The sequence below is a fragment of the Kribbella sp. NPDC026596 genome (genome assembly GCF_040638415.1).
Taxonomy (GTDB): domain Bacteria; phylum Actinomycetota; class Actinomycetes; order Propionibacteriales; family Kribbellaceae; genus Kribbella.
In genome coordinates, this window is the sequence record NZ_JBEZYF010000051.1 from 44,272 (window position 1) to 64,573 (window position 20,302).

The window sequence follows — 20,302 nt, forward strand, 5'->3', positions numbered from 1 at the left end:
ATGAACGACGACCGGATGCGCCGCTGGCGGCTCGTGCTCGGGAGCGAAGCCGATCCCGAGACCGGTACGACGCTGTCCAAGGCGGACCAATCCGTCGACGCTGCTCTGGCCGCGCTGTACGACGCCATCCCGGGAGAGTCCGGCACGCAGCGAGCGGCCGGGCTCGGCTCGTCGGCGCCGCGGGTGGCGCGGTGGCTCGGCGACATCCGCCAGTACTTCCCGAGCACCGTCGTCCAAGTGATGCAGCGGGATGCGGTCGAGCGGCTCGGCATCACCCGGATGTTGATGGAGCCGGAGCTGCTGGGGGCGGTCGAGCCCGACGTACACCTGGTCAGCACGCTGCTCGCGCTCAACGAGGTGATGCCGGAGGAGACCAAGCAGACCGCGCGGGACGTGGTCGGCCGGGTCGTCGCCGAACTGGAGGCGCGCCTGGCTGAGCGCACCCGGGCGGCTGTCACCGGCGCGCTCGACCGGGCCGGGCGGACCGGCCGGCCGCGGCACTCGGACATCGACTGGGACCGGACCATCCGGGCCAACCTCAAGCACTTCTCGCCGGCGCTCGGCACGATCGTCCCGGACCGGCTGGTCGGGTACGCGCGACGGAACCACAGCGTCCAGCGGGACGTGGTGCTCGCGATCGATCAGTCCGGCTCGATGGCGGAGTCAGTCGTGTACGCGTCGCTGTTCGGCGCGGTGCTCGGATCGATCCGCACGTTGCGGACCAGTCTGGTCGTGTTCGACACCGCAGTGGTCGACCTGACCGATCAGCTGGAGGATCCGGTCGACGTACTGTTCGGGACGCAGCTCGGCGGTGGAACGGACATCAACCGTGCGCTCGCCTACTGCGAGGAGCTCGTCACCAAGCCGGCCGAGACCGTGATGGTCCTCATCTCGGATCTCTACGAGGGCGGTGTCCGCGAGGAGATGCTGCGGCGAGCCCGGTCGCTGGTCGAGTCCGGCGTACAGCTGATCGCTTTGCTGGCGCTGGCCGACTCGGGCACCCCGTCGTACGACGCCGAGAACGCGGCAGCTCTCGCGGACCTCGGCGTACCCACCTTTGCCTGCACGCCCGATCTCTTCCCCGACCTGATGGCTGCGGCCATCCGCCATGAAGACATCACTTCCTGGGCTTCGACCAACCTCGCCTGAAAGGAACCTCATGACGACTGTCGAGCTGACTCGCTTCCGGGTGCTACCGGAGAAGACCGAGGAGTTGCTCGCCGCCCGGGCCGAGATGCTGGCGGACTTCGCGGCCGACCGGACCGGTTTCCTCGGCGCCCGGCTCGTGCGGCTGCCGGACGACGAGTGGCTGGACATCGTCGAGTGGGCCACTCCGGAGGACTTCGCCGCGTCCCGGGACAAGGGCGGGAACCTGCCGGGCATCGCGCGTTTCTTCGCCGCGATCGACTCGTTGGTCGTCGCCGAGGAAGGCGTTGGCGAGGGGTAATCCACCTGACAGCCCCCGGTGTCGGTGCGACCGTTGGCGGCATGGAGATCAGCGATATCCGGCCGGAGGAGTACGACCGGGCGGCCGAACTGTGGGAGGCGTCCGTCCGGGTGACGCACGACTTCGTCACCGAGGCGGATCTGGACGTGTTCCGGCCGCTGGTCCGGGCGTCGTTCGGGGAGATCCCGCTGCTCGCCGGACTGCGCGCCGACGACGGGCTGCTGATCGGCTTCATCGGGGTGGCCGAAGGCAACGTCGAGATGCTCTTCCTGGACCCGGCGTACCGCGGGCAAGGTGGCGGTTCGTTGCTGCTGGAGCACGCCTTCCGGTCGTTCTACGCGACGAAGGTCGACGTGAACGAGCAGAACCCGCAGGCCGTCGGCTTCTACCTGCACCACGGCTTCCGGGTCGTCGCCCGCAGCGAGACCGACTCGACCAACAAGCCCTACCCGCTACTGCACCTGACGCTCTAGCCGGCGATCTCGAGGATGTCGATGGGGGTGTTCGGGTCGGCCTCGGCGAAGCGGAGGGCCCAGTGGACGGCCTCCTCCTTGGAGTCGACGCGGATGATCGACACCCCCGCGACGAGCTCCTTCGTCTCGGCGAACGGCCCGTCCATCACGCGCGGTTGACCCGGGCTCGGGAACGTGACCCGGGCCCCGCGCGAGCTCGGCATCAGCCCCTCGCCGAGCAGCAGCACGCCGGCCTGGCGCATCTCCTCGAGGACGGCGTCCGCCCGCGCCAGCATCTCCGGATCCGGCGGGTTCCCGGCCTCCAGGCTGTCGTTGGTCTTGTGAAGCAACATGTACCTCATACGGCAGACCTTAATGCGGTCCAGAACGCTTGTGGGACCTCGTGGTCGAGCCACGCCGCGACGTCGGTGATCTCCTGCGGACTTCGGGCACCCACCACCACGGCTGGTACGGCGGGATGCTCGAGCGGGAACTGGAGTGCGGCCGCCAGCAGCGGTACGCCGTACTCCCGGCAGAGCTCCCGGAGTCGGTCGATTCGCCGGAGCAGGACGCGTGGGACTCGCGCGTACCCGTGCGGAGCGCCCTCGGCCGTGTCGGCCAGGACGCCACCTTGGAACACCCCGGCGGCGAGAACGGCGACGCCGAGCTTCTCGCACAGCGGCAGGAGCTCGTCCGCGCCGGACTGGTCGAGCAGCGTGTACCGACCGGCGAGCAGGATGCAGTCGGGTCCGGCCGGGCCGCTCTCGCGGAGGAACCGGGCCGCCACGTCCGCGTGAGTCACGCCGAGCGAGATCGCCCGGATCGTGCCGCGACCGCGGAGCTCGGACAGCGCCCGGAGGGCTTCGGTCGAGGCGGTCAGGTAGTCGAGGTCGGGGTCGTGGATGTGCAGGATGTCGATCCGGTCGATGCCCATCCGCTCCAGGCTCGCCTCGAACGAGCGGAGCACGGCGCCGTACGAATAGTCGAGGCGGGGACCGAGACCGGGCGGCGGCTCGGCCCAGATCGGCTGGATGTCCGGCCCGCCGGGCTCGATCAGGCGGCCGACCTTGCTGCAGAGGACGAACTGGTGACGCGGTCGCCCGCGGAGCGCGAGCCCGGCGCGTTGCTCGGAGAGTCCGTAGCCGTAGACCGGCGCTGTGTCGAACAGCCGGACGCCGAGCTCCCAGGCCCGATCGATGGTCGCGACGGCCTGTCGCTGCGGCACGGCCGAGAACATCCCCCCGATCGAAGCGAGCCCCAGCCCCAGCCGGCTCACCGTCAGTCCCGTCCGCCCGAGCTCCACCATCCGCATGCCGCGACCCTAGGATCCGCCGCCGACATTCCACCGCCGCACCAACCCCACCTTGAGCACCGGTCGACCATTCCCGGCGCCGAATCTTGGTTGAGCCGTGCACAAGGTTGCGTCTTCCCTGGCGGCGGTGGGGGCGGGCAAGATGCGGGAATGGGTGAGATCGCGGATCGGTACAGTCGACGGGCCGGGGCGTTTGAGCGGAAGGTCGCGGCCGTGCGGCCGGAGCAGTGGGAGAACCAGTCGCCGTGTGAACGGTGGACGGCGCGCGACGTGGTGGACCATGTGGTCGGCATGCACGCCCATCTGCTCCAGCCGGTCAGCCGGAAGCTGGAGCCGAGCGACGATCCGCTGGTCGCCTTCCAGGAGGCCCGCGCGGCGGTGGAACAGGTGCTCGACGACCCGGTACTCGCGCTGACCGAGGCCGACACGCCGATGGGGCCGCTGACGACCGAGAACAACATCGACCAGGTGATCTCCGACGACCTGGTTCTGCACGGCTGGGACCTGGCTCGGGCAACTGGTCAGGACGAGACGATGGATCCGATCGACGTCGAGCTGCTCTGGGCGAGTACGGCGGCTATCCCGCCGGAGCTGATGGAGAAGTTCCGGACGCCTGGCGCGTTCGGTGAGGGGATCGAGGTGTTCGGTCCGGAGGTCAAGGTGCCTGCGGACGCCTCACTTCAGGACCGCCTGCTCGGAATGATCGGTCGTCAGCCTTAACTGTTGACGAGGCCGGCCAGGTTGCTCGGGGCGTAGTACGCGCCGGCGTCCGCGCAGAGCGGCGCCTTCGTCAGCTCCGACGGGCGGGACATCAGCAGCGCGTGCCCCTTCTCGATCGCCGGTGCGAGGTACTCGTGCCCGGGCAGGTTCGCGACGGCGGTCCGGCAGCCGAGGGCCATCCCCTCGAACAGGGCCGTCGTCGAGACGCCGACCTGGTAGGTGGCCGAAGCCAGCAGATCCAGCGTGCTGCCGCCGGTCGACAACTGCACGCCGGCGGGGATCGTGTAGTCCGACGCGTGCTCGCTCGGGTGCAGGCGGAACAGGACCTCCAGGTCCGGATGCTCCTTGGCGACCGACTCGGCGACGTGGAGAAGCTCGGCGCCGATCGTGCCCTGCGACAGGAAGACGACGCGCCGCGGATCCTTCGGACCCGGCTTGGGAAGGAAGGTCGCGCCGGCCACCGCTGTCGACGTACCGGCGGGCAGCTCGGCGACGACGGTCCAGTACGAGCCGAAGCACCACAGCTCGTCCGGCTGATCCGGGACGACCGGGCGGCCCGGGTAGCTGTAGCCGAGGTGGAACGGGCTGATCGCGCCGTGCTGCAGCTCCACCACCCGGATCCCGAGATCGCGCGCGGCGCCGACGATGTGCTGGTGGAAGTAGGCGACGACCACGTAGACGGTCTCGATCCGATGGCGTCGCAGCAGCGTGCGGTACAGCGCTCGCAATCGCTGGTGCTTCGGGACCTCCCTCGCGAGCAGTGCACCCACTGGCACCTCGACACCGGTCAGTTCCCTCAGCGCATGGCTGATCCCACGGTCGTCCAGCTGGCGTTTGTGTACCGCGCCGGCGGCTGATGTGAAGAAGTCCAGGTTCTTGCTGCCGGGCAGTGGGGTCCCGTTGATGCCGGAATCCAGGACTAGTGCTGATGGGCCCAGGGTGGCGCGGAGTTCATCGGTGTAGATCTCGACACCGTCCGGTTTCCGCGGATGCGGTACGACGAGAGCGTCGTACCGGCCGAGAAACGGGTTCCGGGTGACGAGTCCGCTCACGTGCTTGGCGACGAGACCGGCTTTGTCGTACGGCGTACGCCGTACCGGATGTGGTGCGCCGTGGATGCCGCTGCGGCGGGTCAGCTCATGGAAGACGCGCATCCGGATGATCGGCCACGGATGCGCGCTCTGGATCCGCCACTCGAGCAGATTCAGGTCCGTCTCCACCTGCCAGATCGCCCGGCACAGGCTCGCCACCGTCGGCCCTTGATTCGGCCCCGTGCCGTTCCCGGTACTCGTCATGGTTGATCCCCACTATGCCCGCGAGACTGCCGACGCCGGAGAAGAACCGGCGGACTGCCTTCAGCAGGTGCGTCTTCCGACCGAGCAGCAGCCCGGCGAGGGCGTACCCGATCGCCGAGATCACCCGGGCCGAAGCATAGGCCAGCACCATCAGATAGCTGACCGCACCCGGCCGGATCAGCAACCGGCTGATCGTGTCCCCGCTGCCGGACCGGAACGCACGCCGTACCAGCCAGCGCAGCGTGGTCCGCCCGACCGGCACGTCCTCGGCGATGCAGGCCTCCTCGCACCACACGATCCGGAACCCGGCCCGGTGCACCCGGAGAAAGAAGTGCAGGTCGCTGGAGCCGGTGTAGCGGAACGCGGGGTGGAAGCCCGGCGTGACCGCGTGGTAGACCCGCCGGCTGACCAGGGTGTTGTTCGTGTACGCCTTGCGCAGTTCCTCGCCGGTGGTGTGCCTGCCGGTCGAGTCGTGGACGTCGCTGTAGTGGTTCCACGCCGGGGCGCCGGGGGGCAGGTTGCCCTTGACCGGCCCGGTGACCACGTCGGCGCCGGTCGACTCCCAGGCCTTCAGGAGGGTTGTGAGCCAGTCGGGCGGCGCGACCTCGTCGTCGTCCACGAAGATGAGCGCGTCGTCGTTCCAGCACAGCTCGACCGACCGCTCCCGCGCGAAGGGGATCCCCGGCTCCGCTTCCACCACCGACTCGATCGGGTACGGCGTACCCGCTCCGAACTCCTCCAGCACCCGCGCGGCCGACCCCTCCGCGTCGTTGTCGACCACCACGATCCGGATCGCGTAGTCGGAGCCCTCCGGCAATTCCTGAGCCTGGAGGCTGGCCAGCAGCGCGTGCAACAGAGCAGGTCGCCTGAACGTGATTACCGCAATGGCGACGCTGGTGCTCATGGCGCCCGAGACTATCGGTCCCCGCCAAAGGACGCGCTCCGCGGCGGCAGTTCTCGTCAGTCGCGTCCCCGTCCAGTCTGCTCACCGGGACGGATGGCCGGGGCCTGGCGCAGGCGTGATCCCCAGCTTCAGGTCTTGGGGGCTGTACCTGTGGGTACAGTGGGTGGGTGGAGACGGTGGAGCGGTTGATTCGGAGTACGCAGGAGTTGTTGTGGGAGCGGGGGTATGTGGGGACCTCGCCGAAGGCGATTCAGCGGGCTGCGGATGCGGGGCAGGGGAGTATGTATCACCACTTCGCGGGGAAGGCGGAGTTGGCGAAGGCGGCCATCGAGCGGTCGGGGCTGGAGTTGCGGGCGGCGGCTGAGGAGCAGTTCGAGGAACCGGGTACGGCGACCGACCGGATTACGCACTACCTGGAGCGGGAGCGGGACGTCTTGAGGGGGTGCCGGATCGGGCGGTTGACGGCTGATCCGGACGTGATGGGGGATCCGGAGTTGCGCGCGCCGGTGGCGGAGACGTTCGCGTGGTTGCGAAGCCGGCTGGCGGAGATTGTTGCTGAAGGCAAACGTAAGGGCGAGTATCCTGACCGGCTGGACGCCGAGCAGACGGCCGCGACGATCGCGGCGGTGCTGCAGGGCGGGTACGTGCTGGCCCGGGCGGCTGACTCGGTCGAGCCGTTCGAGTTGGCTGTCCAGGGTCTGATCAACCTGTTGCCGGAGGCTACCAAGTGAAGATCGGTGCGGTGTTCCCCCAGCTCGAGATCGGCGCGGACCCGCGGGTGGTGCGCGAGTGGACGACGACCGTGGAGACGGCGGGGTACAACCACGCGCTCGCCTACGACCACGTGCTCGGCGCGGATCCGGCCAACCGGCCCGGCTGGACCGGCTACACCGACAAGTCCTTGTTTCATGAGGTCTTCGTCTTGTTCGGGTTCATGGCGGCCATCACCACCGAGCTCGAGCTGGTGACCGGCGTACTGGTGCTGCCGCAGCGGCAGACGGCGCTGGTGGCCAAGCAGGCGGCCGAGATTGATGTGCTGAGCGGCGGTCGCCTGCGGCTGGGCGTCGGCATCGGGTGGAACCAGGTCGAGTACCAGGCGCTCGGTGTGCCGTTCAGGCAGCGCGGGGCACTGCTGGAAGAGCAGGTCGACGTATTGCGTACGTTGTGGGCCGAGCCTGTCATGTCCTACCAAGGGAAGTTCCACGAGATCGAGGAGGCCGGCCTCAACCCGTTGCCCGCCCGGCAGATCCCCATCTGGTTCGGCGGCGGTGCGGACGCCGTACTGCGCAGGACCGGGCGGATCGGCGACGGCTGGATGCCGCAGTCGGCACCCGACGAGACTGCGCGCCAACAGGTCGCCCTGATCCGGCAAACAGCAGAAGAAGCCGGCCGTGACCCGAACTCGATCGGCATCGAAGCGCGACTCACACTAGGCGCCGTCCCCGAGCAGGACTGGCGAGCGTTCGCCGACGGCTGGCGCGAACTCGGCGCGACCCACCTCGGCGTCAACACCATGAAGATGGGCCTCGCCAAACCCGAGGACCACGCCGCCGTCCTCCGCGACGTGCTCCCGAGACTCACCTAGCTCGATCCATCGCGAGCTAGCGGTGGTGGGCGGTTGAGCCTCGGATGACCAGCGGGCAGGGGAGGCTGATGATTTCGGTGGGGCGGTCTGGGTCGGCGATGCGTTCGCGGAGGAGGTTGATGCCGGTTTCGACGATGGCGTGGACGGGCTGCTCGACCGAGGTGAGGTCGAAGGACTCCCAGGCGGCCAGTTCGGTGTTGTCGAAGCCGATGACCCAGACGTCGTCGGGGACCTTGCGGCCGAGTGCTCTGGCGCCGTCCAGGATGCCGAAGGCGAGCAGGTCGGTGACCGTGTAGATCGCGGTCGGCGGATTCTTGCGCGAGAGCAGTTTCGTCGCCGCGGCATGGCCGTCCGCGTGCGATACGCCGACCGACATGACGTTGCCGAGTTTGATCTTGACCCCGGCGTCAGCGAGCGCGGCCCGGAAGCCGAGGTCGCGGTCGCGGGAGGTGTTCCCGGTGTGGGTCAAGTTGACCAGGCCGATGTTGGTGTGGCCCGCATCGACCAGGTACTGACCGGCGTCGTACGCGCCCTGCCAGTTGTCGCCGACGACCTGGTCGCAGTCGAGCCCGTCGATGCCGCGGTGCAGGAGAACCGTCGGTGTCCCCGAGGCGAGCGCCATCGTGTGCAGCTTCGAGTCGTACGTCGCCGACGTGAGCAGGAATCCGTCGACCAGGCGCTGCTGCAGAACCCCGGCGATTGCCTCCTCGGGGTCGTGCTCGATGTTCCACAGGATCATGTGCTGGCCGAGCGAGCTGAGCACCCGGCCGATCTCGTCCAGCAGTTCGGCATGGAACGGGCTGGTGACCCGGGTCATGAACACCCCGATGGTGTCCGTCCGTCCGGTCTTCATCGCGCGGGCCAACGCGTTCGGTGTGTAGTTCGCGTCCTTCAGCACCTGCAGGACCCGGGCCCTGGTGTCCGGGTTGACCTTCGGATTGTTCGTCAGCACCCGTGAAACCGTGGCCTGGGACACCCCGGCCAGCCGGGCAAGATCTCTGCTCGTCGGTGGTCGCGTCACGATCCGCCTCCCCCTCGTTGTCCGGATGCTGAACCCTACTGAAGAGTGTCGCCGTTCGCCGTTGACCTCGGTAACCAGGCATTGTATACGTATTCATTGTATACGTATTCATCCCTCGCGGATGGGAGATTCCGGTGCAGACACAACTCTCCAACCTGAGCCGCCGCAGGTTTCTCGCCGGCCTGGGAACACTCTCGGCTGGACTGGCGGCCGGCGGTGCGCTGGCCGGCTGTGGTGGTAACGGCAACGGCAGTTCGAGCGGTGGCAAGAGCCTGACCTTCCTGAACTGGGAGCAGGTCAAGGGCACCCCGCTCGAGCAGGCGATCCAGGCCTACGAGAAGTCCTCCGGCGCGAAAGTCACCGTGCAGCCGGCGGTCACCCAGGAGTACGACACCAAGATGCGCACGCTGCTCGCGGGCGGCAGTCCGCCGGACATCATGCGGATCAACGACGACTTCGTCCGCGGCTTCTCCGAACAGGGTGCGCTGCTCGACCTGAAGCCGTACATCGAGAAGGACCAACTGGACACCAGCGCCTTCGCCAAGGAGGCGTACGAGTTCCCGAAGCAGCCGGACGGTTCGCACACCGCCTGGATCCTCGGGTACCAGCCGCGGCTGATCTTCTACAACGTCGATCTGTTCAAGCAGGCCGGCGTACCGCTGCCGCCGACGGACTGGTCGTCGGCCGGCTGGACCTGGTCCGACTTCGCCGAGACGGCGAAGAAGCTGACCGACCCGGCCAAGAAGCAGTACGGCGCTCTGGTCTATCTGGACACGGGATACGAGCAGACGTTCACGGTCAACCACGGCAGTCAGACGGGGATCTTCTCCACCGACGGCACGAAGTTCACGTTGCCGGACGCCAAGGAGGTCGAGGCCCTGCAGTGGGCGACCGACCTGACCTGCAAGGACAAGGTGCAGCCGCCGTGGTCGGCGCTGCAGCAGGACAACGTGCAGAACCAGATGTTCGCGCAGGGCAAGATCGCGATGATGTTCGCGACCTTCGGCACCGTGCCGTACATGCGGACCACGGTGAAGGACTTCACCTGGGACGTGGCGCCGCCGCCGGCCGACCTGGAGCAGAAGACCGAGTCCAGCGTGATCGTCTTCTGCATCCCGAAGACCGCGAAGAATCCCGATCAGGCGTGGGGCTTGCTCAAGTTCCTGGCCGGCGAGGAGGGCGGCAAGATCCTCCTGCAAGGCGGCGCGTTCACCCCGATCAACAACAAGGTCGCGGCCACTCTCGCCCCGAACGGGAAGATGCCCGAGCACATCGCGTTGTTCGGCGAGGCGGCGAAGCACCTGACCGCGACCAACCAGACCAAGAACACGCTCGGCGCCCGCGAGTTGTACCGGCCCGCGTTGGACCAGGCCTACAACTGCGAGAAACAGGTCGGCGACGTGCTCCAGAAGGTCAAACCTCAGGTGGAGAACGCGCTGAAGGGTAGTTGATGTCGATGGCAACGACTACATCGACGCGGGACCCGGTGGCCGCGGTCGCGCCAGTCGACCGCAGCGCCGAGGTACGCCGGGCCCGCCGCAAGCAGAACCTGACCGGCTGGCTGTTCATCAGCCCGATCGTGGTCGGAGTCGTAGCGTTCCAGTTCTTCCCGATCCTGGTCTCGATGGCCGCCTCGCTGACCGACTGGAACGGCATCTCCGCACCGAAGTTCGTCGGCCTGAAGAACTTCACCGATCTGTTCAGCAACGACCCGTTGTTCCTGCAGACCTTCAAGAACACCGTCTACTTCACCCTCGCCAGCATCCCGCTCACCATCGGCATCGGACTGGTCCTGGCGCTGCTGTGCTCCCGTCCGATCCGCGGCGTCGCCTTCTTCCGTACGGCGTACTTCGCGCCGTACGTCACGAACGTCGTCGCGATCGGATTCGTCTGGTTCTGGTTCTTCCAGCCGGACAGCGGCGTGGTCAACGGACTGCTCAGCCAGGTCGGCATCCACGGCCCACAGTGGTTGTCGAGCTCGACCTGGGCGATGCCGGCGGTGATCATGGTCAGCGTCTGGCAGGGCATCGGCTACCCGATGATCATCCTGCTCGCAGGTCTGCAAGGCCTGCCCAACGAGTACTTCGAGTCCGCGAAGATCGACGGTGCCGGGGCCTGGCAGCGGCTGCGGTTCATCACGCTGCCGTTGCTGACGCCGCACTTCCTGTTCCTGCTGATCACACAGTTCATCACGTCGTTCCAGGTGTTCGGCCTGATCTACGTGATGACCAAGGGCGGGCCGGGCCACGCCACCAGCGTCTACATCTTCAACATCTACCAGAACGCGTTCGGCTTCGGGAAGATCGGCTACGCCTCGGCGATGGCGTGGATCCTCTTCGCGGTGATCGCGACCGTCACCTACCTGCAGTGGAAGCTGCAGAAGAGGTGGGTGTTCTACTCATGAGACTCGTCGGCAAGACCTCGCAGTACGTCGTGATGTCCCTGTTCGCGCTCGTGTTCCTCGCGCCCCTGGTGTGGATGGTCAGTGCGTCGCTCCGGCCCGAGGCGAAGGTGCTGAGTGTGCCGCCGAAGTTCCTGCCGTCGGACGCGCAGTGGGACAACTACCGGGAGGTGTTCGACCTGATCCCGGTGTTCCTGTGGAACAGCGTGAAACTGGCCGGGCTCAACGTGGTCGGCATCCTGATCGTCGCGTCGATGGCCGGGTACGCGTTCGCGCGGTTGAAGTTCGCCGGCCGGGACGCGGCGTTCATGGTGCTGCTGGCCACCTCGATCATCCCGGGCATCGCCTACCTGATCCCGCAGTACATCGTGTTCCGCCAGATCGGCTGGGTGGACACGCAGTACCCGCTGTGGGTGCCGAAGGTGCTCACGCCGGTGTTCGCGACGTTCCTGATGCGGCAGTCCTTCCTGACCATCCCGAACGAGCTCGAGGACGCGGGCAAGATCGACGGGGCGTCCACGTTCGGCATCTACTGGCGGATCATGCTGCCGCAGACCAAACCGGCGCTGGCCGCGATCGGGGTGTTCACCTTCCTCGAGTCGTGGAACGACCTGTTCGGCCCACTGATCTACATCAATTCCGAGAACCTGCAGACGCTGCCGGTGGCACTGGCCCAGTTCCAGGGCGAGTACTTCACCCAGATCAGTCTGCTGATGTGCGGTGCGACGGTGTCCGTCGTACCGGTGATCGCCGTCTTCCTCTTTGCGCAGCGCTATTTCATCCAAGGCATCACGATGACAGGAATGAAGGGGTGAGCTCCGTGCCGGACCGGCTCGTTGCCATGCAGATCGGAGCGGTTTCGTTCGTCGACGAAGGCGTCGACCAGACACTGGACATCCTGGCCGATCGCGGCGCGGTGAACGCGCTGTTCCTGGCCACGCCGACCTGGACCCGGGGGACCGGCGGGCGGCAGATCCCCGGGCATCCGATCCCCGACCACGGCGGATCGGAGTACGACCTGGGCTGGGTGGGCGGCAACTACGCGACGCCGCACCCGCAGTACTACGGCAACACCGCACTCGGCGCGGTCGGCCGGGCACCGGAACATCCGGAGCTGGACCTGCTGAGTGAGGTGATCCCGAAGGCCCGCGAGCGCGGGATGAAGTCGTTCGCGTGGATGGAGGAGAGCGGTGGCGCTCGCCAACTCCGCACGTACCCGAACTTCGCCAAGGTGCTCGAGGTGGACGCGTGGTCGCGGCCGGGGCGGCGGCCCTGCTTCAACAACCCGGACTACCGCAACTGGCATCTCGGGTTCGTCGAGGACTACGTGCAGAGCTACGAGCTCGACGGGCTGGCGTGGTGCTCGGAGCGGCCCGGTCCGCTGAACATGCTGATGCAGGGCACGGTCGAGGTGGCCGAGGTCGGCTGCTTCTGCCCGCACTGCCGGCAGATCGGCCGCGATCGCGGCATCGACGTGGCCCGGGCGATGCAGGGCTACCGCGAGCTGGTCGAGTGGAACCAGCGGGTCGGCGCCGGTGAGCGTCCGGTCGACGGCGCCTTCGTCGCCTTCTGGCGGATCCTGCTCAACTTCCCGGAGGTGCTGGCCTGGCAGACGCTGTGGACCGAGAGCCAGCGGCAGCTGTACCGCGACATCTACGGGGTCGCCAAGTCGATCTCACCCGAGGTCCAGGTCGGCTGGCACGTCTACCACAACATCTCGTTCAGCCCGTTCTACCGGGCTGACCAGGACTACACCGAGATGGCGAAGTTCTCCGACTTCATCAAGGTGGTCATCTACAACAACTGCGCCGGTCCGCGGTTCTTCACCTGGGTGAAGAGCATCTGCGGCGCACTGTTCGCCGACGCGGATCCGGAGGACGTCTACCCGTTGATGATGAAGCTGCTGCAGCTCGACGAGGGCGACTACGAGAAGCTGCCGCAGACCGGTTTCAGCGCCGACTACGTCCGCCGGGAGACCGAGCGAGCCGTCGCGGGTGTTGGCGGGCAGAGCAAGATCTACCCGGGGATCGACATCGACATCCCGGTCGGCGTCGCCAAGCAGCGCGGGCTGGAGTCGCCGCGCGACCTGGGGACCAAGATCAACTGGGACGACAACGAGGGCGAGCTCACCGCGTGCAGCCGGGAGTCCGTGCGGGACGCGACGCTGGCCGCGTTCGCGGGTGGCGCGGAGGGCGTCGTACTGAGTCGCAAGTACTCCGAGATGCTGCTGGAGAACCTGTCCGGCGCGGGCGACGCTCTCCGGAGCCTCAAGTGAAACCTTGGTACCAGCGCACCCTGCGCTGGGCGCAGACCAACCTGACCGAGAAGGACCCGGCCCGGTACGACGCCGACTGGTGGCGCGAGCACTGGCGTCGTACGCACGTCCAAGGGGTGATCGTCAACGCCGGTGGGATTGTCGCCTACTACCCGAGCAAGTTCGAACTGCAGCACCGGGCCGAGTTCCTCGGCGATCGCGACCTGTACGGCGAGATCGTCGAGCTCGCCAAGGAGGACGGGCTCACCGTACTGGCCCGGATGGACTCGAACCGGGCCCACCAGCCCTTGTACGACGCCCATCCGGACTGGTTCGCGATCGATGCCGAGGGCAACCCGTACCGGGCCGGGAAACTGTACGTCGCCTGTGTCACCGGCCCGTACTACCGGGACTTCCTGACCGGGATCCTCGAGGAGATCATCGAACGCACCGCGCCGGACGGGCTCACCGACAACAGCTGGAGCGGACTCGGCCGGGACCAGATCTGCTACTGCCCGAACTGCCGGGACAGCTTCGGCCAGGACCTCCCGACCGGCGTGGACTGGGCGGATCCGGCGTACCGGCAGTGGATCCGGTGGAGTTACGACCGGCGGTTGGCGGTCTGGGACCTCAACAACGAGGTGACGCGCAGAGCCGGCGGGCCGGACTGCCTGTGGATCGGGATGAACGGCGGCGAAGTCGTTGCCCAGAGCAAGCGACTGCGCGATGACGTGGAGATCAGCAAGCGGGCCTCGATCTTCATGCTCGACTCGCAGTGGCGGCACGAGGAGTCCGGGTTCCAGGCGAACGCGGACTCCGGTAAGCGGCTGCACGGCCTGCTCGGGTGGGACACGCTGATCCCGGAGAGCACCGCGATGTACGACGCCGGCGTACCGACCTTCCGGCTCGGGAGCAAGCCCGAGCCGGAGGCGCGGATGTGGGCGGTCGAGGGGTTCGCGGGCGGGATCCAGCCGTGGTGGCACCACATCGGGTCGGTGCACGAGGACCGGCGGCAGTACGCCACGGCCGAGTCGCTGTTCGAGTGGCATGAGAAGCACGAGGACTACCTGATCAACCGGGAGCCGGTCGCCACGGTCGGGCTGCTGTGGAGTCAGCGCAGTGTGGACTTCCACGGCAAGGACGATCCGGAGACGACGAGCCAGCTGCCGTATCGCGGGTGGGTGGACGCGCTGGTCCGGGCCCGGATCCCGTACCTGCCGATCCATGAGGTCGACCCGCGGCTCGCGGTGATCATCGTCCCGAACGTCGGTGTCCTCACCGATCCCCAGTGCGAGGCGTTGACGGCGTACGTCGAGGGCGGTGGGCGGCTCGTGGTCACCGGGGAGTCAGGCCTGTACGACGAATGGGGTGATCGGCGGGACGAGTCGGCGCTCGCCGGGCTGCTCGGGGTGCGTCACCAGGGGAAGCGGCTGGAGGCGGGACAGGTCGACTGGGAGACGTACGGCGCGCACAGCTATCTGCGGATCGAGGATCGGGGGATCGCAGACGGCTTCGGGGACACCGATCTGTTGCCGTTCGGTGGACAGTTGGAGCTGGTCGAGGCCGCCGGGGCCGCGGTGACCTATGTGCCGCCGTTCCCGATCTACCCGCCGGAGCTGTCGTGGATGGCCGAGCCGCGGACCGACGTACCCGTGGTGGTGCTCGGCGAGCGGACGGCGTACCTGGCCGCGGACCTGGACCGGCTGTACGCGCAGTATCACCATCCTGACCACGGACGGCTGCTGGCGAATCTCGTCCGCCGGGCGGCCGACGGCGAGATCCCGCTGCAGGTGGACGGCGCGGGCGTACTCGACTGTCAGTTGTACCGGCAGGGCGAGTGGCACGTCCTGCACCTGGTCAACCTCGACCAGGGCGGTGCCTGGCGCGGGCGGCTGGAGGAGTTCACGCCGGCCGGACCGTTCACGATCAGGGTCAGGGCGACCGGCCGGCGGGCGCGGTTCCTGGTCGCGGGCGGGGAGGCGGAGGTGAACGAACGGGACGGCTGGATTACGGTCGAGGTGGCGCGGATCGCCGATCACGAGGTCGTGGTCTTCGAGTGAGAAGGAGTGGGTTCGTGGCAGTCGAGGTCACCGGTGCACGGAACGAGCGGTACGACGAGATCCTGACCGAGCGGGCGCTCGGACTGATCGAGCAACTGCACCGCGAGTACGACGGGCGGCGGCGTGAGCTGCTCGAGCGGCGCAAGGAGCGGGTCGCGGAGATCGCGGCCGGGGCATCGCTGGGGTTCCTGCCGGAGACCAAGGACGTGCGGGACGACCCGGACTGGCGGGTCGCCGCCGCGGCGCCGGGGCTGGTCGACCGCCGGGTGGAGATCACCGGGCCGACCGACCGGAAGATGACGATCAACGCGCTGAACTCGGGCGCGAAGGTCTGGCTGGCCGACCAGGAGGACGCGAACACGCCGACCTGGCAGAACGTGGTCGGCGGTCAGCTGAACCTGCTCGACGCGATCACCCGGCGGATCGACTTCAGTACGGACGCGAAGAGCTACGCGCTGAAGCCGGACGACGAGCTGGCGACCATCGTCGTCCGGCCGCGCGGGTGGCACCTGCCGGAGAAGCACATCCGGGTCGACGGCGTACCCGTGAGCGGTTCGCTGGTGGACTTCGCGCTGTACTTCGCCACCTGTGCGCAGCTGCAGCTCGACCGTGGGCAGGGGCCGTACTTCTACCTGCCGAAGATGGAGTCGCACCTCGAGGCGCGGCTCTGGAACGACGTGTTCGTCACCGCGCAGGAGGCGCTCGGGATTCCGCGCGGGACGATCCGGGCGACGGTGCTGATCGAGACCTACCCGGCCGCGTTCGAGATGGAGGAGATCCTCTACGAGCTGCGCGAGCACTCGGCCGGGCTGAACGCGGGCCGCTGGGACTACATGTTCAGCGTGATCAAGACGCACCGGACCCGGGGCGTCGACTTCCAGTTGCCGGACCGCAACAGCGTGACGATGACGGTGCCGTTCATGCGCGCGTACACCGAACTGCTGGTACGGACGTGTCACAAGCGGGGCGCGCACGCGATCGGCGGGATGGCGGCGTTCATCCCGAGCAAGGACCCGGCCGTGAACGAGCAGGCGTTCGCGAAGGTCGAGGCGGACAAGACGCGCGAGGCCGGTGACGGGTTCGACGGGTCGTGGGTCGCGCACCCCGGCATGGTCGAGACCTGCCGGGCCGTCTTCGACTCGGTGCTGGGCGACCGGCCGAATCAGGTCGACAAGCTCCGCGAGGATGTGTCGGTGACCGCCGAGCAACTGCTCGACGTCGCTGCCACGCCCGGCGAGGTGACCGAGGCCGGCCTGCGGAACAACGTCAGCGTCGCCATCCAGTACCTCGCCGCCTGGCTGGAGGGTCTGGGCGCGGTCGGCATCTTCAACCTGATGGAGGACGCGGCCACCGCGGAGATCTCCCGCTCGCAGATCTGGCAGTGGCGCCGGAACGGTGTCGTCCTCGACACCGGCGAGACCGTCACCACCGAACTCGTCGAACGCATCGCCGACGAGGAGATCACCAAGCTCGACCAGTACCTCCGCTACCAGTCAGCCCGCGCCCTCTTCCTCGAGGTTGCTCTCGCTGATGAATACGTAGATTTCCTGACGCTTCCTGCCTACGAGCGCTTCAGCTGAAGAGCAAAGAAAAGAAGGGTTGTAGGGGGATGCCTGCCTACGAGCGCTTCAGCTGAGGTGGGTCGACGTTCACTGTGGGGATGCCGCCGCCCGCCCTCGCGATGATCGCGAGGGACGGGTCGGCGGAAGGGTTGCTCTCCCGGTGGATGGTGAACGCCGGCACGTGCACGAAGTCCCCGGCCACGGCGTCCAGGTACTCGTCGCTCCCCTCGAATTCCAGCCGCAGTACGCCGGAGACGATGTAGAGACTGCTCTCGTTCTTGTCATGGTGATGCCACCCCGAGATCGCCCCAGGCTCGGTGACAACCTGCCCCGCCCAAAGAATCGGCAACTCGAAGGCCCGCATCCGGAACATCCCCGCCGTCGGATCAGCCGCCACCAGCTCACCGGCCTTGATCACCCGCACAGGCTCAGTCATTCCAGCAGTCTGCCTTCGCCTGAGCCGATCCCGCCACCGGGTGGGCCCTGGAGGATGCGGGCGCGGGCATCGGGGACGGTGAGTGCCTGGGTGAGAAGCCAGGTGACGCCGGAGCGTTCGTACTGCGGGATCGTGGCCGGGGTGGGTTCGGTCGCGTCGGCGTTGCCGATGAGGACGACGTCGTACGGCGTATCGGGCGTCCGGACGGCGCGGAGGTCCTCGGCGATTTCCTCGTACGTTTCGGGCGGGATCACCACCAGCGGCCACTGCTCGCTGGCTGGGGCGAACCCGTCCCAGCGGGCCGCTCGGCGGCGGGGCGGACGGAAGGAGCCGCCGGCGCCGATCCAGATCGGGATTCTGGGGTGTTGAAGCGGCGTGGGGCGGAGGGAGACGCCGCGGCAGCTGTAGTGCTTGCCTTCGAAGTCGACCCGTTCGCCGGTCCACAAACGGTTCACCAGGTCGAGGAATTCGTCGACCATCGCCGCCCTGGTCCGAAGATCCAGGTCCATCCCGAACGCGGTGAACTGGTCATCCGGGTGACCGAGGCCGACCCCAAGTACCAGGCGGCCCGAAGACAGCCGATCCAGTGTCACCGCCTGGCGCGCGAACGTCTCCGGCCGCAGCCGGGCCACCGCCGTGACCAGAGTCCCGAAGCGGATCCGCTCAGTCGCCAGGGCCACCGCCGTGAGTGCCACCATCGCATCGGCCGCGTCGTCGGACTCACCGAGTGCTTCCCGGACCGCGTCCGTGTGCGGGTGCAGCGGCAGCAATTCGTCCCAGATGAAGAATCCGTCCCATCCGGCCGCTTCAGCTGACCGCGCCAGCTCCACGAGTACACCTACGTCAGCGAAAGCACCTTGGTTCGGCAAGTAGATCCCGTGCAGCATGTGCCCTCCCTCGGGCCGACGCCGTTGACTGCAGCCTGCGGCCCGCCGGTCACACTGTCAACGACGCGTCGGCGGGCCTAGGCTGCGAGCATGGCGGGCATTGTGTTGCGGATCCGGCTCACGAGCGGTGACCACCTGGATGTCACCTACGAGGAGACTGCGGCGGCCGATGATGACGAGGTCGTCGAGCACGCTGTCGCAGCGCTTGCGGAGGATGCCGGCATGCTTCGGTGCAGACACGGCGATCGACTCCTCGTGCTCTACGCGCGAGGAGTCGCCGCCGTGGAGATCGCCCCACGAGGTGCGGTCCTGTAAACAGGGTCAGCGTTTCGGGTAGGCGGCGTCTACTTCTACCTCTACCAGCCAGCCGGTGACGGGGAGGTTCTCGATTTCGAGGGCGAAGCGGGAGGGGCGGGATTTGTTGACTACGAAGGGCTTGGCGGGTGGCGCCGTACCGAGTGGGACCGGGATGTAGCTGCCTGTGGTGAGGTCGGTGTTGGCGAAGTACTGACGGTAGGCGCGGTTCCACCCGGCGAAGTCGGCGGCGGTCGCGCCGGCGGGGTTCTGCAGGAAGACGCGCATGGTGTAGACGTCGGCGTACGACAGACCCGCCGCCTGCAGGTTCTCGCCGATCCGGCGCAGGACGTTGATGCCTTGGGCCTCGGTGATGGTGACGCCGGCGGGGAGGGTGCCGCCGGGGAAGACGACGCTGTCGACGTACGACGCTTCCGAGCCCGCGGGCGCGCCCGGGTTGAGGGCCGTCGGTCCGATCCCGCTGGTCTTGTAGACCGGGGTGTCCGCCCCGATCCCGACACCGCTGGCGATCATCGGGTTGGACTGACCCGCGGGCAGCGCCGGTACGACGGTGCCCGGCCGCGGCGGTTTCGGCCGGTCCCACCACCCCGCGGCGCCGGCGGTGAACGAGCACGAGGCGATCAGCACGACGACGAGCCCGATCAGCAGCCGGCGCCTCATCGGCTCGTCACCCGGCTGTGCAGGGCGGTCACGGTCGCCCGGGCGGACACGATCGCGCCGTGCTGCCAGGCGATGGTGTGGGACAGGTGGTCACCGGCGAAGTAGATGTTGCCGGTGGCATCGAGCAGCCGGGCGTAGATCCCGTCGGTCTGCGACGGCCAGCTCACCCACGACGCCTCGGAGTACTTGGTGCCGAGCCAGTTCACCGAGAAGGCCGCCTTGACGTCCTTGGTGTAGACATCACCGTGGATCTTGGCGCCCTGCATCAGTGCGCGTTCCAGCCGGGCGGCCGGTGTCAAAGCGCCGTACGCCGTGGCGTTGGCGCCGGTGTTGTAGTAGCCGATGACGGTGCCGCGTTCGCCGTGGAACCCGGTCGACGGGTACCAGGTGTTGACCGTGTCGAGATTGCTGTTGGTGATTCCGCCGTAGATCCGGTGGTCCTCCTCCCACCAGCGCCGGCCGTACTCGATGCCGATCTTGCCCGCGTTCGTCGGGCGGGCGTACTTCAGGGCCTCGATGATCGGGGCCGGCAGGTTGGACGGGACCTTGGCGGCCAGGTGCGGCGGCAACGTGCAGATGGCGTAGTCCGCGGTCAGCACCCGGGTCCGCGTCCCGGTCCGGTACGTGACCTGTACGCCGCTTGTCGTGTTCTGCAGACCGGTGACCTCGGCGCCGTACTTGATCTTCTCCCGGCCGATCGCCTTCTCGAAGGCGTACGGGATCCGGTCCATCCCACCGACGGGCTGGAACATCATCATGGCCTGATCCCAGCCGAACTCGAACGAGAAGTAGTTGCCGACCCCACTCGCGAACACGTCGCTCAGCGGGTACGGCGCTGCCGTCGTACCGCCTTCCAGCCCGGCGCCCGGTTCGACCGTGTAGCCGCGGCGGCCGTCAGTACCGGTGTAAGCGAAGCCGGTCGCCTTGTTCCCGATCGCACCGAAACTGCTGAGGAACCCGGTCAGCGCCTGCTTGTCGGCCGCCGTCAGGC

General features: G+C 67.8%; 22 protein-coding genes. 13 read left to right on the forward strand and 9 right to left on the reverse strand.

The window, feature by feature from the left end:
• Genes AB0E63_RS32570 through AB0E63_RS32580 form a run of 3 tightly spaced genes read left to right on the forward strand, consistent with a single transcriptional unit; the run spans position 1 to position 1,920 of the window.
• Positions 1-1,149 carry a VWA domain-containing protein gene (locus AB0E63_RS32570; RefSeq protein ID WP_360374743.1) on the forward strand — a complete coding sequence of 383 codons (1,149 nt, stop codon included), beginning with the start codon at positions 1-3 and terminating at the stop codon, positions 1,147-1,149.
• A gap of 10 nt (positions 1,150-1,159) precedes the next feature.
• Positions 1,160-1,447, forward strand: coding sequence for an antibiotic biosynthesis monooxygenase (locus tag AB0E63_RS32575; RefSeq protein ID WP_360374745.1), 288 nt, complete (start codon positions 1,160-1,162; stop codon positions 1,445-1,447).
• A 41-nt stretch (positions 1,448-1,488) separates the two neighbouring features.
• The gene (locus AB0E63_RS32580) at positions 1,489-1,920 is read left to right on the forward strand and encodes a GNAT family N-acetyltransferase (protein ID WP_360374747.1); all 432 of its coding nucleotides are present in this window, start codon (positions 1,489-1,491) and stop codon (positions 1,918-1,920) included.
• Here the strand turns inward: AB0E63_RS32580 and AB0E63_RS32585 are convergent.
• Together AB0E63_RS32585 and AB0E63_RS32590 are read right to left on the reverse strand one after the other, a co-directional pair.
• The gene (locus AB0E63_RS32585) at positions 1,917-2,261 is read right to left on the reverse strand and encodes a YciI family protein (RefSeq protein ID WP_360374749.1); all 345 of its coding nucleotides are present in this window, start codon (positions 2,259-2,261) and stop codon (positions 1,917-1,919) included. The two genes, AB0E63_RS32580 and AB0E63_RS32585, sit on opposite strands and share 4 nt — an antisense overlap.
• Positions 2,258-3,211 carry an aldo/keto reductase gene (locus AB0E63_RS32590; RefSeq protein WP_360374751.1) on the reverse strand — a complete coding sequence of 318 codons (954 nt, stop codon included), beginning with the start codon at positions 3,209-3,211 and terminating at the stop codon, positions 2,258-2,260. The genes AB0E63_RS32585 and AB0E63_RS32590 overlap by 4 nt, the downstream gene beginning before the upstream one ends.
• A 150-nt stretch (positions 3,212-3,361) precedes the next feature.
• Between AB0E63_RS32590 and AB0E63_RS32595 the strand changes: the two genes are divergently transcribed.
• Positions 3,362-3,931 carry a TIGR03086 family metal-binding protein gene (locus tag AB0E63_RS32595; RefSeq protein ID WP_360374753.1) on the forward strand — a complete coding sequence of 190 codons (570 nt, stop codon included), beginning with the start codon at positions 3,362-3,364 and terminating at the stop codon, positions 3,929-3,931.
• On the opposite strand, the gene AB0E63_RS32600 is transcribed toward AB0E63_RS32595, so the two are convergent.
• Both AB0E63_RS32600 and AB0E63_RS32605 read right to left on the reverse strand, forming a co-directional pair.
• Complete coding sequence (locus tag AB0E63_RS32600; protein WP_360374787.1) at positions 3,928-5,085, reverse strand: hypothetical protein; 1,158 nt, start codon at positions 5,083-5,085, stop codon at positions 3,928-3,930. The genes AB0E63_RS32595 and AB0E63_RS32600 overlap by 4 nt on opposite strands.
• On the reverse strand, positions 5,069-6,130 hold the full coding sequence (locus AB0E63_RS32605) for a glycosyltransferase family 2 protein (RefSeq protein ID WP_360374755.1): 1,062 nt from the start codon (positions 6,128-6,130) through the stop codon (positions 5,069-5,071). Before AB0E63_RS32605 ends, AB0E63_RS32600 begins: the two co-directional genes overlap by 17 nt.
• 167 nt (positions 6,131-6,297) lie before the next feature.
• Between AB0E63_RS32605 and AB0E63_RS32610 the strand changes: the two genes are divergently transcribed.
• Positions 6,298-6,861, forward strand: a complete 564-nt coding sequence (locus AB0E63_RS32610) for a TetR/AcrR family transcriptional regulator (protein ID WP_360374757.1) — start codon at positions 6,298-6,300, stop codon at positions 6,859-6,861.
• Entirely contained in the window at positions 6,858-7,715 is an 858-nt protein-coding gene (locus tag AB0E63_RS32615) for an LLM class F420-dependent oxidoreductase (protein WP_360374759.1), read from the forward strand. Before AB0E63_RS32610 ends, AB0E63_RS32615 begins: the two co-directional genes overlap by 4 nt.
• A gap of 16 nt (positions 7,716-7,731) precedes the next feature.
• Here AB0E63_RS32615 and AB0E63_RS32620 read toward each other — a convergent pair whose 3' ends face one another.
• Positions 7,732-8,736 (reverse strand): LacI family DNA-binding transcriptional regulator, encoded by a 1,005-nt coding sequence (locus AB0E63_RS32620; RefSeq protein ID WP_360374761.1) that lies wholly within the window; start codon positions 8,734-8,736, stop codon positions 7,732-7,734.
• Positions 8,737-8,870: 134 nt separating this feature from the next.
• On the opposite strand from AB0E63_RS32620, the gene AB0E63_RS32625 reads away from it, so the two are divergent.
• From AB0E63_RS32625 to aceB, 6 genes are read left to right on the forward strand one after another with little or no spacing between them, the layout of a single operon-like run.
• Positions 8,871-10,187: a sugar ABC transporter substrate-binding protein gene (locus tag AB0E63_RS32625; protein WP_360374763.1), complete on the forward strand. Its 1,317-nt coding sequence runs from the start codon at positions 8,871-8,873 to the stop codon at positions 10,185-10,187.
• A 5-nt stretch (positions 10,188-10,192) separates the two neighbouring features.
• A complete protein-coding gene (locus AB0E63_RS32630; RefSeq protein WP_360374765.1) occupies positions 10,193-11,140 on the forward strand; it encodes a sugar ABC transporter permease in 948 nt (315 codons plus the stop codon).
• The gene (locus AB0E63_RS32635) at positions 11,137-11,952 is read left to right on the forward strand and encodes a carbohydrate ABC transporter permease (protein WP_360374767.1); all 816 of its coding nucleotides are present in this window, start codon (positions 11,137-11,139) and stop codon (positions 11,950-11,952) included. Before AB0E63_RS32630 ends, AB0E63_RS32635 begins: the two co-directional genes overlap by 4 nt.
• Positions 11,949-13,412, forward strand: a complete 1,464-nt coding sequence (locus tag AB0E63_RS32640; protein WP_360374769.1) for a hypothetical protein — start codon at positions 11,949-11,951, stop codon at positions 13,410-13,412. The genes AB0E63_RS32635 and AB0E63_RS32640 overlap by 4 nt, the downstream gene beginning before the upstream one ends.
• Positions 13,409-15,451, forward strand: a complete 2,043-nt coding sequence (locus AB0E63_RS32645) for an alpha-amylase family protein (protein WP_360374771.1) — start codon at positions 13,409-13,411, stop codon at positions 15,449-15,451. The genes AB0E63_RS32640 and AB0E63_RS32645 overlap by 4 nt, the downstream gene beginning before the upstream one ends.
• A 14-nt stretch (positions 15,452-15,465) precedes the next feature.
• Complete coding sequence (gene aceB / locus AB0E63_RS32650) at positions 15,466-17,031, forward strand: malate synthase A (protein WP_360374773.1); 1,566 nt, start codon at positions 15,466-15,468, stop codon at positions 17,029-17,031.
• A gap of 37 nt (positions 17,032-17,068) precedes the next feature.
• Here the strand turns inward: aceB and AB0E63_RS32655 are convergent, their stop codons facing one another.
• Both AB0E63_RS32655 and AB0E63_RS32660 read right to left on the reverse strand, forming a co-directional pair.
• A complete protein-coding gene (locus AB0E63_RS32655) occupies positions 17,069-17,449 on the reverse strand; it encodes a cupin domain-containing protein (protein ID WP_360374775.1) in 381 nt (126 codons plus the stop codon).
• Complete coding sequence (locus tag AB0E63_RS32660; protein WP_360374777.1) at positions 17,446-18,336, reverse strand: LLM class flavin-dependent oxidoreductase; 891 nt, start codon at positions 18,334-18,336, stop codon at positions 17,446-17,448. Before AB0E63_RS32660 ends, AB0E63_RS32655 begins: the two co-directional genes overlap by 4 nt.
• A 90-nt stretch (positions 18,337-18,426) precedes the next feature.
• Between AB0E63_RS32660 and AB0E63_RS32665 the strand changes: the two genes are divergently transcribed.
• A complete protein-coding gene (locus tag AB0E63_RS32665) occupies positions 18,427-18,651 on the forward strand; it encodes a hypothetical protein (RefSeq protein WP_360374779.1) in 225 nt (74 codons plus the stop codon).
• Positions 18,652-18,657: 6 nt separating this feature from the next.
• On the opposite strand, the gene AB0E63_RS32670 is transcribed toward AB0E63_RS32665, so the two are convergent.
• Together AB0E63_RS32670 and AB0E63_RS32675 are read right to left on the reverse strand one after the other, a co-directional pair.
• Complete coding sequence (locus tag AB0E63_RS32670) at positions 18,658-19,311, reverse strand: Rid family hydrolase (protein WP_360374781.1); 654 nt, start codon at positions 19,309-19,311, stop codon at positions 18,658-18,660.
• Positions 19,308-20,302 (reverse strand): FAD-dependent oxidoreductase (locus AB0E63_RS32675; protein WP_360374783.1); only part of this gene is annotated, 995 nt, incomplete at its 5' end. The genes AB0E63_RS32675 and AB0E63_RS32670, both read right to left, overlap by 4 nt.